General features: G+C 67.5%; 7 protein-coding genes and 1 pseudogene. 5 read left to right on the top strand and 3 right to left on the bottom strand.

The features are described from left to right. Positions 1 to 25 precede the first annotated feature (25 nt). From ACXJJ8_RS03690 to ACXJJ8_RS03675, 4 genes and pseudogenes are all read left to right on the top strand, one after another. Positions 26 to 946 (top strand): annotated as a pseudogene (locus tag ACXJJ8_RS03690) (winged helix-turn-helix domain-containing protein); the annotation flags it as partial. 292 nt (positions 947 to 1,238) lie between these two features. Next, positions 1,239 to 3,182, top strand: a complete 1,944-nt coding sequence (locus tag ACXJJ8_RS03685) for an AfsR/SARP family transcriptional regulator (protein ID WP_499026998.1) — start codon at positions 1,239 to 1,241, stop codon at positions 3,180 to 3,182. Between the two features lie 298 nt (positions 3,183 to 3,480). Continuing rightward, the gene (locus tag ACXJJ8_RS03680; RefSeq protein WP_499026997.1) at positions 3,481 to 4,575 is read left to right on the top strand and encodes an efflux RND transporter periplasmic adaptor subunit; all 1,095 of its coding nucleotides are present in this window, start codon (positions 3,481 to 3,483) and stop codon (positions 4,573 to 4,575) included. Next, positions 4,572 to 7,691 (top strand): efflux RND transporter permease subunit, encoded by a 3,120-nt coding sequence (locus ACXJJ8_RS03675; RefSeq protein WP_499026995.1) that lies wholly within the window; start codon positions 4,572 to 4,574, stop codon positions 7,689 to 7,691. The genes ACXJJ8_RS03680 and ACXJJ8_RS03675 overlap by 4 nt, the downstream gene beginning before the upstream one ends. On the opposite strand, the gene ACXJJ8_RS03670 is transcribed toward ACXJJ8_RS03675, so the two are convergent. The 3 genes from ACXJJ8_RS03670 to ACXJJ8_RS03660 all read right to left on the bottom strand — a co-directional run bounded on the left by ACXJJ8_RS03670 (position 7,624) and on the right by ACXJJ8_RS03660 (position 10,398). Next, positions 7,624 to 8,844, bottom strand: coding sequence for a multidrug effflux MFS transporter (locus ACXJJ8_RS03670; protein ID WP_499027198.1), 1,221 nt, complete (start codon positions 8,842 to 8,844; stop codon positions 7,624 to 7,626). The two genes, ACXJJ8_RS03675 and ACXJJ8_RS03670, sit on opposite strands and share 68 nt — an antisense overlap. A gap of 41 nt (positions 8,845 to 8,885) precedes the next feature. Next, a complete protein-coding gene (locus ACXJJ8_RS03665) occupies positions 8,886 to 9,179 on the bottom strand; it encodes a hypothetical protein (RefSeq protein ID WP_499026993.1) in 294 nt (97 codons plus the stop codon). 112 nt (positions 9,180 to 9,291) lie between these two features. Next, complete coding sequence (locus ACXJJ8_RS03660; protein WP_499026992.1) at positions 9,292 to 10,398, bottom strand: aromatic ring-hydroxylating oxygenase subunit alpha; 1,107 nt, start codon at positions 10,396 to 10,398, stop codon at positions 9,292 to 9,294. A gap of 83 nt (positions 10,399 to 10,481) precedes the next feature. Between ACXJJ8_RS03660 and ACXJJ8_RS03655 the strand changes: the two genes are divergently transcribed. Then, positions 10,482 to 12,527: a protein-L-isoaspartate(D-aspartate) O-methyltransferase gene (locus tag ACXJJ8_RS03655; protein WP_499026991.1), complete on the top strand. Its 2,046-nt coding sequence runs from the start codon at positions 10,482 to 10,484 to the stop codon at positions 12,525 to 12,527. Position 12,528: the final 1 nt, after the last annotated feature.

Here is a 12,528-nt window from a genome sequence, read left to right as displayed (position 1 = left end):
GCAGGTCTCCAGGGAGGCCACGCCGATGCCGCTCGCCAAACTCACGCGCCCGAAGTTGCACCAGGTGTTGCCGCGGGAACGCCTGTTCTCGCGCATCGAACAAGCCGCCCGGCCCATCGTGTGGGTCGTCGGCCCGCCGGGCGCCGGCAAGACCGCACTCGTCGCGAGCTGGCTGCAACAGCACAAGGTGGGTGGCGTCTGGTACCAGGTCGATGCCGGCGATCGCGACCTCTCGACCTTCTTCCATTACCTCGACCGCGCCGCGCCGCCCGCGCGCAAACGCGATGCGCCGTTGCCGACGTACACACCGGAACACGGTGCCGATCCGGCGGCCTTCGCGCGGCTGTATTTCCGCGCGTTGTTCGAACGCTTCAAGCCGCCGGCGGCGCTGGTTTTCGACAACTACCACGAGCTTCCCGCAGGCGCGCCCCTGCATGCCTTGCTGGAAGCGATCGCGCGCGAAACGCCGGAGCGCGTCGTCATCGTCGCGACCAGCCGCGGCGAACCACCCCCGGAATGCGCGGCGCTGCGCGCGATGGACCGCGTCGCATTGCTCGACTGGGACGAGCTGCGGCTGACCTTCGATGAAACCCGTGGCATCGCGCAGATGCGGCAACACCTGGACGATGCGACATTGCGCGCGGCACACGCCCAATCCGATGGCTGGCCGGTCGGACTGGTGCTCACGCTGGAACAAGTGCGGGGCGGCCACGCAGACACGGCGCTCGCGCAGGCGCAGGGGCGCGAGGTGTTGTTCGGCTACTTCGCCGGCCAGATCCTGGATGCACTGCCGGCGGCGGTGCAGGTGCAGTTGATGCGCATCGCGCTGCTGCCGCGCGCGACCGCGGCGCAGGCGGCGTTGATCGCGGGCGATCCGGGCGCGGGCCACTTGCTCGATTCGCTGTATCGCAAGCGCCTGTTCGTCGAGCGGCGCGGCGAGGCATGGCAATTCCACGATCTGTTCCGCGCGTTCCTGCTCGAACGACTCGAGCATGCGATGCCCCCCGACGCCCTCGCCGCCGTGCGACGCGATGCCATTGCGCTGCTCTCGCAGGGCGAACAGGTGGAGGCCGCGTTCGACATCGCGGCGACGGCGAAGGATTGGCCGGCTGCGACGCAACTCACGCTGCGCTTCGCGCCGCTGTTGCTGGAACAGGGGCGCCTGGCCACGCTCAAGGGCTGGTTCGACGTGTTGCCGCAGCAGGTGGAAGACGCCTCGCCGTGGATGGCGCTCTGGCGTGGCCTTGTCGCCGTTCGCCGCACTGCAGGCGCGGGCGCGGTTCGAAGCGGCACATGCGGGTTTCGGCGACACCGAGCCGATGGGCCGCATTCTCGCCATCGGCGCGATCCTCGCGACGCATTACCTCGAATTCGACCACGGCCAGGTCGACCGGTGGATCGACTTGTTGCTGCCGCAGTTGGAACACCCGCCGCCGTATCCCGCGCCCGCGGCGGAATTGCGTGTCAACGCCGCGCTCCTGTTCGCACTGAGCTTCGCGCGCCCGCGCGCGGACCTGACCGATGCGTGCGTCGCCCGCCTGCGCACGCTGTTGCAACGCGACGACATCCCGGTCAACGCGCGCGTCGATGCGGCCACGCTGATGCTCGCCTACCACCAGATCAACGGCGAGTTCGACGAAAGCGATCGCATCGTCGCGATGGCCTCGCCGTGGGCCGCCGATCCGCGACTCACGCCCAGCTATCGCGCGTTGTGGCTGCTGCAACTCGCGCATTTCCGCGACAAGCAGGGGAACGATGCCGAGGCATTGAAGATCTACGACCAATCGCAGGCGATCGCGAACGACAACGCGCTGATGCTGCCGCCGCTGCGCATCTTCGCGCATCTCGGGCGTGCGATCGCTGCGCTGTGCGCGGGCGATGCGGAGACGGCCGAAGCCGAGCGCGTGCGTGCCGAAGCGTACTGGACGTTCGCACGCAAACTCGATCGCGCGCTCGATGGCGCGATCCGTACGTGGATCGCGCTGCTGCGGCACGAGTACGAAACGGCGCGGAAGATCGCGCGGGAAGTCGTCGTGGGCATGGACGACTTCGGGCCCGTGTGGCTGCGTCTTGGTAGCCGCCTGTTGTTGGCGATCGCCGAATTCGAGGTCGATCCCCGGGCGGACCTGGCACCGATCCTGGAGGAAGCGCGCGCGTTCCTGCCCGGATCGTGCCTGCGGCACCACATCCACGCCGTCGAAGCGGTGGAGGCGTGGGTCCAGTTGCGCCGCGGCGGTCCGAACGCTGCACGCGCCGCGATCGAACGCAGCGTCGCCGGCCTCAATGCGCACCACGGGCAGTTCATGTTGCGCATGCATCCGACCTTGTTGTCGGAAGTGTATGGGGCGGCGCTGCAGCTGGGTGTCGCCGAAGGCGATGCGCGGCGCGCGATCCGCGAGTACGCGCTGCGCGCCCCCGATGCCGACACGCCGCGCTGGCCGTGGTTGTTCGAAGTGCGCACGCTCGGGCGGTTCGAAGTGTTGCGCGAAGGCCAGCCGCTCGCGTTCTCGCGCAAGGTGCCGAAGAAGACGCTGGCGCTGCTCAAGGCGATCATCGCGCTCGGTGGGCGCAGCGTGTCGGAACAGCGCCTGCTCGACGCCTTGTGGCCCGACGAGGAGGGCGATGCCGGCGCGCGTGCGCTCGATGCGACGGTGCTGCGCCTGCGTACGCTGCTCGGCGATTCGGCAGCGGTCGTGCAGCGCGGCGGGCGCGTGACGCTGGATCCGGAACGCGTGTGGGTCGACGTGTTCGCGTTCGATCGCGCCCTGGCCGCAGCCGACGAGGCGGCGCATCGCCACGAACCCGATGCCGAAGCCCAACCACTGCAGCGTGCGCTCGAACTCTACAGTGGCGCATTCCTCGTCGAAGACGAAGGCGAACCCTGGCCGGTCGCAGCCCGTGAACGCCTGCGCGGGCGTTTCATCCACGCACTGGCGCGCCAGGCCGAACGCCACGAAGCGGCCGGCGATGACACCGCCGCCATCGCGCTGTACATGCGCGGCATCGATGCCGATCCGGCGATCGAATCCTTCTACCAAGGCCTGATGCGCTGCTACGAGCGCAGCGGCCGTCGCAGCGAGGCGATCGCGGCGTACCAGCGCCTGCGGCAGATCCTCTCGATCACGCTTGGGCTGCAGCCCTCGGCGAGCAGCGAGCGGCTGTACCAGGCCCTGAAGGGCTGACGCGAGCCCGTCCTCGGCGATCCGTAGGCAATAAATCGGCGGCCCCGGTCGATCCTCTCCGTGTCCCCCACGGAGTCCCGCGTTGACCGCTCCCATCCGCTCTTTCGTCGTCCGCATCTACCGCCGCAATGGGCGCGGTGGACTCGACGGCGTCGTCGAGGACGTGTCGACCGGCCGTAGCAGGCCGTTCCACTCCATCGCCGAGCTGTGGGCAGCACTGCGTGGCACCCGACGCTCCCCTGGGCGCAAGGACGCGCCGACTGCCCCCCTTGCCGATTGATTCCCACGGATTCCCCCCATGCGCCGCATCCCCCGTTCCCCCATCGTCCGCCTGCTGCCGGCTGCATTGGCCGTTGTCCTTCTCGCCGCATGCTCGCGCGCCGCCACCCCCACCGAGGACGCGCCGCGCCCGGTGCGCACGCTGCGCGTGGGTGCATCGAACGATGGCTCCGATGCGCTGTATTCCGGTGAGATCCGCGCACGTCGCGAAGCCGCGCTGGGGTTCATGGTCGGCGGGCGCGTCCAGTCGCGCGCGATCGAAGTCGGCGACACGGTCGTCGAAGGCGCGGTGCTCTTCCGCCTGGATCCCACCGATGCTGCGTTGAACGCCAACGCCTCGCGCAGCCAGGTGGCCTCGGCGCGCAGCCAGTACGAACAGGCGAAGGGCGATTACGCACGTTTCTCGCAACTCTCGGCAATGCAGTACGTCTCGCGGTCGGAACTCGACAAGGCGCGCATGAACCTGCAAACCGCGCAGGAGGCGCTGCGCGCGGCGCAGGCCAACAACGGCGTGGTGGCGAACCAGGCGAACTACACGACGCTGCGTTCGACCGCCGGCGGCGTGGTCACCAGCATCGAAGCCGAATCGGGGCAGGTCGTTTCCGCGGGGCAGGTCGTCGCACGCGTCGCCGAAGACGGCGAACGCGAATTGATCGTCAGCATTCCAGAATCGCGCGTGGACGAATTGCGCACCGCGCGCTCGCTCGGCGTCGAACTCTGGGCCGATCCGCGCCATCGTTACACCGGTCGCCTGCGCGAACTGGCGCCCGATGCCGATGCGGTCACCCGCACCTACAGCGCGAAGATCACCGTCGTCGGCGCCGACGCCGCGGTCCGCCTGGGCATGACGGCAAAGCTGCACGTCGCGCTGCCGACCAAGGGCACGCTGCGCCGCCTGCCGCTCACCGCGATCTTCGACCCGAGCGGCAAACCGCATGTCTGGATCGTCGACCCGAAGACCGCACGCGTGCGCTTGCGTCCGGTGACGCTCTCGCAGGCGCAGGGCGACGGCGTACTCGTCAGCCGTGGGCTGCGCGACGGCGAGATCGTGGTCACCGCGGGCGTGAACCTGCTGCACGCAGGCCAGAAGGTGCGCATGGACGTGGCCTCGTGAAAGATTTCAACCTCTCGCGGTGGGCCATCGCGCACCCGCAGTTCGTGTTGTTCCTGATGCTGTTGTTCGCGGCCGGTGGCATCTTCGCCTGGCGCAACCTCGGGCAGATGGAAGACCCGAACTTCACCGTCAAGGCGATGGTCGTGCAGGCGAAGTGGCCGGGCGCCGGCGCCGATGCGATGTCGCAACAAGTCACCGACCGCATCGAGCGCAAGCTGCAGGAAGTCGCCGAAGTCGATTACCTGAGCAGCTTTTCGAAGCCGGGCTTCACGCAGATCACCGTCGCGCTGCGCGACGAACTGCCGGCCTCGAAGGTGCCGGATGTCTGGTACCAGGTGCGCAAGAAGCTCGCCGACATCCAGCATGAATTCCCCGAAGGCGTGCAGGGACCGATGTTCAACGACGAATTCGGCGATACGTTCGGGAATCTGTACGCCTTCACCAGCGACGGCTTTTCGAACGCCGAGTTGCGCCGCTTCGTCGACCAGGCACGCGACGAATTCCTGCGCGTGCCCGACGTGAGCAAGGTGCAATACATCGGCGTGCAGGACGAAAAAATCTTCGTGGAGACCTCGTCGGCGAAGTTGGCGTCGATCGGCTTGGACCCGCAGATCGTCGAGGACACGTTGAAGGCGACCAACGCGATGGTGCCTGCCGGCGTCGTGCAGGCCGGCCGCCAGCGCGTTGCGTTGAAGATCACCGGCGAATTCGATTCGGTCGAGGCCATCAAGGACATCGGCCTGGATGCGAACGGGCATACCGTGCGCCTGGGCGACATCGCGCGCGTGTATCGCGGCTACACCGATCCGGTCGACACCAAGATGCACTTCGACGGCAAGGACGCGATCGGCCTGGCGATCGCGATGCGCTCGGGCGGCGACGTGATTCGCATGGGCCGCGACCTGGATGCCGCCGTCGCGCGCGTGCAGCAGGCGCTGCCGGTCGGCGTGGAGATCCACGCCGTGTCCAACCAGCCCAAGGTCGTCCACGAATCGGTCCACGAGTTCACCAAGAGTCTGGCCGAAGCGATCCTCATCGTGCTGGCCGTGAGCTTCCTGTCGCTCGGGTGGCGCACGGGCATCGTCGTCGCACTGTCGATTCCCCTGGTGCTGGCGATGACCTTCCTGGTCATGTATTTCCTCGGCATCGACCTGCAGCGCATCTCGCTGGGCGCCTTGATCATCGCGCTCGGCCTGCTCGTCGACGACGCGATCATCGCGGTGGAGATGATGGCGCTGAAACTCGAACAAGGCTGGGACCGCGTGCGCGCGGCGAGCTTTGCCTACACGGCGACCGCCTTCCCGATGCTGACCGGCACGCTGATCACGGCCGCGGGCTTCCTGCCGGTCGGCATGGCGAAATCCAGCGCGGGCGAATACACGATCTCGATCTTCCAGGTCGTCGGCATCGCGCTGATCCTGTCGTGGCTGGTGGCGGTGTTGTTCACCCCGTACCTCGGCTACAAGTTGCTTCCCGAACGCAAGGCGGGCGCCGAACACGCGCACGAGATCGATACCACGCGCGGCTTCTACGGATTGTTCCGCCGCCTGCTGGAGGCGTGCCTGCGCCGTCGCGGGCTGGTGCTGGGGTGGACCGTCGCGATGTTCGTCGGTGCGATGGCGCTGTTCCAGACGGTGCCGGAGCAATTCTTCCCGGCCTCGAGCCGCCCGGAACTCATGGTCGACCTGTGGTTGCCGGAAGCGGCGAGCATCAAGGCAACGGATGAAGCCGTTTCGCGGCTGGAACACGCATTGCGCAACGATCCCGATGTCGAAGCGGTGACCGGTTACATCGGCGGCGGCAGCCCGCGCTTCTATCTGCCGCTCGACGTGCAATTGCCGAACACCAACTTCGGCCAGGTGATGGTGATGACGAAGGGCGAGGCGGCGCGCGAGCGCGTGTACGCGCGCATCGAAGCCCTGTTCCGCAACGGGTATTCCAACGTCCGCGGGCGCGTGTCGCGCCTGGAAAACGGACCGCCCGTGGGGTATCCGATCAAGCTGCGCGTTTCCGGGCCCGATCCGGCGCAGCTGCCCGCGGTCGTCGCGCGGGTGCAGGCCGCGCTGCGCAAGGATCCGGCGATCCGCGACGTCAACTCCGATCTCGGCGAGCGCTTGCAAACCGTCCGGTTGATCGTCGACCAGGACAAGGCGCGCGCACTGGGCGTGTCGTCCAAGCAGATCGCCGACACGACGCAGAACTCCTTGTCGGGTCACGCCACCACGCAATATCGCGAAGGCGACCGCCTCATCGATGTCGTCACGCGGCTGGAAGGCGCCGAGCGCACGGATCTGTCGAATATCAAGGATGCCAAGCTCTACACGCGCGAGGGCAAGTACGTGGCGCTTTCGCAGGTCGCGCGCATCGAACTGGGCAGCGAAACGAGCATCCTGTGGCGTCGCAATCGCATCCCGACGGTCACCGTGCGCGCGGACGTCGAAGGCGCCGAAGCGCCGGAAGTCACCAAGCGCACGTGGCCCGCGGTGCAGGCCATCGCCGACAGCCTGCCGCTCGGTTATCGCATCGAGATCGGTGGTGCGGCCGAATCCAGCGAAGACAGCCAGAAGTCGATCGGCGCGGTGGTCCCGCTGGCGATCGCGGTGATCCTGGTATTGCTGATGATGCAGTTGCAGGACATGAAGAAGACCGCGCTGGTCGTGGCGACCGCGCCGCTGGGCATGATCGGTGTGGCGTTGATCCTCGCGGTGTTCCGCGTGCCGTTCGGGTTCGTGGCGCTGCTCGGCACGATCGCGCTCGCCGGCATGATCATGCGCAACTCGGTGATCCTCATCGACCAGATCGACCAGGACCTCGCGCAGGGCCTCGCGCCCTGGGATGCGATCGTCGGCTCGACCTTGCGCCGCTTCCGCCCGATCGTGCTGACGGCGATGGCGGCCATCCTCGCGATGATTCCGCTCACGCGTTCGACCTTCTGGCGCCCGATGGCGTGGGCGATCATGGGCGGCTTGTCGGTGGCCACGTTGTTGACGCTGATCGTGTTGCCGACCTTGTATGCGTGGGCGTATCGGGTGCGATGCGAGACGCCGGTTACAACCGCTCCGTCGGTTCCAGCGCCCCGACTTCAGCCGGCGAACACTCCCGCATCCGCGAGTTGACGTGCATCTCCCAACGCCAGATCGCCCATCCAAGCAATGAAAACGCCGCTGCGCCCAACGCCAGGTGTACTGCGTGATGGCTCAACAACGGAGACAGCACGCCGGCGATCACCGCGTTCGAGACCAGGCCGGTGAACGCCTGCAGGGACGAGGCACTGCCGCGCTGCCGCGGGTACATGTCGAGGATCGCGAGGGTCAGGATCGGAAACACCAACGCGATGCCGAAGGAGTTGAGCATCATCGGCAACACGGCCCACGGCACGGTCGGCACGTCGAAGGCGAGGTTGTAGGCGATGTTGAGTGCCGCCGCCAGGCCGCAACACGCAAACCCGATGCGCACCTGCGTCGTGCCGTTGACCTTTCCGGCAATGCGGCCGGAGGTGAACGCGCCGAGCATCATGCCGCCGATCATCGGCACGAAGAACCACGCGAAGCTGCGTTGGTCCAGCTTCAGCAGATCGAGCACGAAGGCCGGCGCGGAGGCGATGTAGAGGAACAGCGCGCCGAAATTGAACGTGCCTGCCGCCGCCAGCCGCTGGAAGCGCGGGTTGAGGAAGATCGCGACGTAGTTGCGCAGCAAGGGCCGGGCGCGCAAGGGCAGGCGCGCCGGTTGCGGATGCGTTTCCGGCAGCGCGGCGAGGGTAGCGAACCACAACACGATCGAGAACGCGACGAGGAACCAGAAGATCACCGGCCACGCCGACCAGCCGAGGATCCAGCCGCCGATCACCGGCGCGATGGCGGGCGCGATGCCGAAGATCATCGACACCTGGCTCATCAGGCGTTGCGCGTCGTTGCCCTGCAGGACGTCGCGGATTACCGCGCGCCCGACGATCAGGCCGACCCCGGCACTCAATCCCTGCAACGCGCGAAACCACAGCAGCGTCGTCAGGTCGCTGGACAACGCGCAACCGGCGGATGCGATCGCGAAGACGAACAGGCCGGCGAGGATCACGCGCCGGCGGCCGATCGCATCCGACAACGGCCCGTGCACGAGGCTCATGAGTGCATAGGCGATGAGGTAGACGGAGATCGTCTGCTGCATCGCGACCTTGTCGGCCGCCAGCTGCGCGCCCATTTGCGGGAACGCGGGGAAGATCGTGTCGATCGAGAACGGGCCGAACATCGCCAGCCCGCCCAGCAGGACCGCCAGGCGTCGCGTCGAAATCGCCTTCCCTGGCGCTGCGTCCACGATCAGCGGTCCTCTTCTTCCTCGTGCTGCTCATCGCGCACGGCAACATCCAGCGTGCACGACTGCGCGCCGGCCGCGGCGGTACAGGTGCACTTGCCGTCGTCGAGCAGTTCGCGCGCGCGACCCTGCGACTTGCCTTGCTTCGTCCAGTCGCGCGCCTGCTTGTTGGCGGCGGCACAGGCGGCTTTCTCGTCCGCGCCCTGGGCGGTGAACGACTTGCGTGCGTCCTGCGCGTGCGCGATGGGCGCGGCGAGCAGGACGGCGGAGATGGCGAGGGAAACGGCGGTCAGGCGCATGGGCGACACCCCTGGTTGGAACCAAACGCTGGCGATCCAGCGCCGCGCATTCTACGAATCGCCCGCGTGCCGCGACATGAACGCCGTCACGCGCCCCGCAGCGGCGCGGGTTTCACGCCCCGTCGCGGTAGGTCGCGCGCAGCAATTCGTGGAAGTGGTGCACCGCGTTCTCGCGCAACGGGTTGAGGCGACCGGCCACGTACGAGCCCGAGGACAGCCCGCGCTGCACGTCCTCGCAGATGGTCAGATCCTCGACCTGCACTTCATCGCTGAAGCTCAGATCCGCGGTGCGCCGCGCCTGGCCGGCGGCGCTGTCGTCCATCGCGTAGTAGAAATCGAACTCGACGCGGCAACGGTCGACGCCCAGCGGCACCACGCGATTGGTCTGCAAACGACCGGGCACGATGTTGAGCATCGTGTTGGGCCACATCCAGTAATACAGCGCATCGCCGTTGCCGTAGAGCTCCTCGCCACTTTCCAGCGGGCTCCACTGGAACGAATACCAGCGCGCGGTCTGCGTGACGTAGCTGCGGTAATCGAGCAGCTTGTTCAACCCGGGGTGCACGTGCGGGACGTGGTAACCCTCCAGGTAGTTGTCGATGTAGACCTTCCAGTTGCAGCCGACGTCATAGGCGACGCGATGATGGTGGCCGTAATGTTCGAGCCCGCGTTCGGCACCGATGCGCGCATCGATGCCTTCGACGAACGCATCGAATTCCGGCGCGCGCTGCGCATCCACGCATGCGAACACCAGGCCCTGCCACACGCGCACGGCGAGCTGCGGCAGCTTCACGTCGGCGACATCGAAGTCCGGCGCATCGCCCATTTCCGGCGCCGAACGCAGCGTGCCGTCGAGCGTGTATGTCCAGCCGTGATAGCGGCAACGCAAGGCCTTCGCACCCAGGCCGTCGCACTGCGCGAGCGGGCCCGCGCGATGGCGGCACACATTGTGGAAGACACGTACGACGTCGTCCGCACCGCGCACCGCGATGACGGGCAAGCCTGCGAAGTTGCCGATCGCGTGGTCGCCCGCATTGCGCAATTGGCACACGTGCGCGATCAACTGCCAACCGCGATCGAAGATCAGCGCACGCTCGACGCCGACATAGGCCGGGTCGGCGTAGAAGCGCGCGGGCAGGGCGGTGGCGTGGTCGAGCGGCTGCGGGGCGAGGTCCGCGGGCGGTGCCGGGACATGAAGACGGGGGGCGGTCTCGTTCATCCGTGCAGAATACGCCCGGCACCGGGGCGGGTCACGTCGCTTCGACCCTGCGCTCGTTAGGGTTGTGGCGAATTGCGACGTTCATGCACGGGGTGCGCATGCCGGATTTCGGCCCCCAACGCGAGTCCATGGTCCGGCGGCAGATCGCCGCGCGGGGCATCGACGACCCCGCCCTGCTGGCCGCGATGCGCAGCGTGCCGCGCGAGCGCTTCGTCGATGCGACCCTGCAGGACTTCGCCTACGACGACGGGCCGCTGCCGATCGCGGCGGGGCAGACGATTTCGCAGCCTTACATCGTTGCGCGCATGATCGAAATCGCGCGCGTTTCGCAGGGTGATCGCGTGCTCGAGATCGGCGCGGGTTCCGGCTATGCGGCCGCGGTGATGGCGCAGATCGCCGCGCGTGTGTACGCCATCGAACGCCATGCGCAATTGACGCAACTGGCGCAGGCGCGCTTTGTGGAATTGCATTGCGACAACATCGAAGTGCGCACCGGCGACGGTACGCATGGATGGCCGGAGGCTGCGCCCTTCGACGCGATCCTCGCCGCCGCGGGCGGGCCCGATGTGCCGGAGACATTGAAGGAACAACTCGCGATTGGCGGGCGCCTGGTGATGCCGGTGGGACGGACCTTGCATCATCAGCGCCTGGTGCGCGTCATCCGCACCGATGCATCCGGGTTCGAAACGCGGGAGTTCGACGATGTCGCGTTCGTACCGCTGATCGGCACCTACGGGTGGGCCGAGGATGGTTCGCGCCCGATGCCGTCGCCGCCGCACGATCGCGAAGATGCGCCCGTCACCACCTTGCCCGAGAGGATCGCGCAGGCCGCCGAAGCCTTGCCCGCGTTGGACGATCCGGCGTTCGGCGCGTTGTTTGACCGGTTCGCCGATGCGCGCGTGGTGCTGCTCGGCGAAGCGAGCCACGGGACCTCGGAGTTCTATCGCGCGCGCGATGCGATCACGCGGCGTCTGGTCGAACACCATGGCTTCCGCATCGTCGCCGCCGAAGCGGATTGGCCGGACATGGCATCGCTGGATCGCTACGTTCGCCATCGCCCCGCGCGCGAGAACGAAGACACGCCATTCCAGCGCTTCCCGACCTGGATGTGGCGCAATCGCGAATTCGAAGCGCTGGTGCAATGGTTGCGCAGCTACAACGCGGACAGGCCGGCGGGCGATCGCGCCGGCCTGTTCGGCCTGGATCTCTACAGCCTCGGCGCCTCGATGCGCGCGGTGATCGATTATCTCGACGGCGTCGACCCCGACGCCGCCCGCCTGGCCCGCGAGCGTTATGCCTGCCTCACACCGTGGACGCGCGACCCCGCCGAATACGGGCGTGTGTCGATCACCGCCGGCCACGCGTCGTGCGAGCCGGCGGTGTTGAACAACCTCATGGCGCTGCTGGAAAAGCGCGCGGAGTACATCGCCGAAAACGGGCCGGGCGAAGCGTCGGCGTGGTTCGATGCAACGCAGAACGCGCGCCTGGTGCGCAACGCCGAGAAGTACTACCGCACGATGTACGAAGGCGCGGCGCAATCCTGGAACCAGCGCGACGAACACATGTTCCAGACCCTGGCGCAATTGCTGGTCGCAGGCGGCGCGAACGCGCGCGCCGTGGTATGGGCGCACAACGCGCACATCGGCGATGCGCGTGCCACCGAGATGGGCATGCGCGGGGAGCTCAACCTCGGCCAGTTGTGCAAGGAACGCTGGGGCGGGGAGGCGGCGACGATCGGGTTCGGTACGCACGCGGGCACCGTTGCGGCGGCCTCGGACTGGGATGCACCGATGCAGGTGATGAACGTGCTGCCGTCGCTGTCGGAGAGCCACGAGCGCTTGTGCCACGAGGCAGGACGCGAGGGCGCAGGCGGGTCGCGCTTCCTGCTCGACCTGCGCGAAGGCGTGCATGATGCATTGCGCAAGGCATCCAGCGAGCCGCGCCTGGAGCGCTTCATCGGCGTGGTCTATCGGCCGGAGACCGAACGCTTCAGCCATTACGCGCAGGCAGTGTTGCCTGCGCAGTTCGATGCGTACGTGTGGTTCGATACGACCAGGGCGGTCAGGCCGCTGGGCGCCGACCGCTTTTCGAAGGACGCCGTGCCCGATACGTATCCGTTCGGCCTGTAGA

It is taken from the genome of Lysobacter sp. P5_C4 (genome assembly GCF_054049695.1).
Note: the sequence above shows the minus strand (reverse complement) of the source record. Positions and strands in the feature narration are given on the sequence as shown.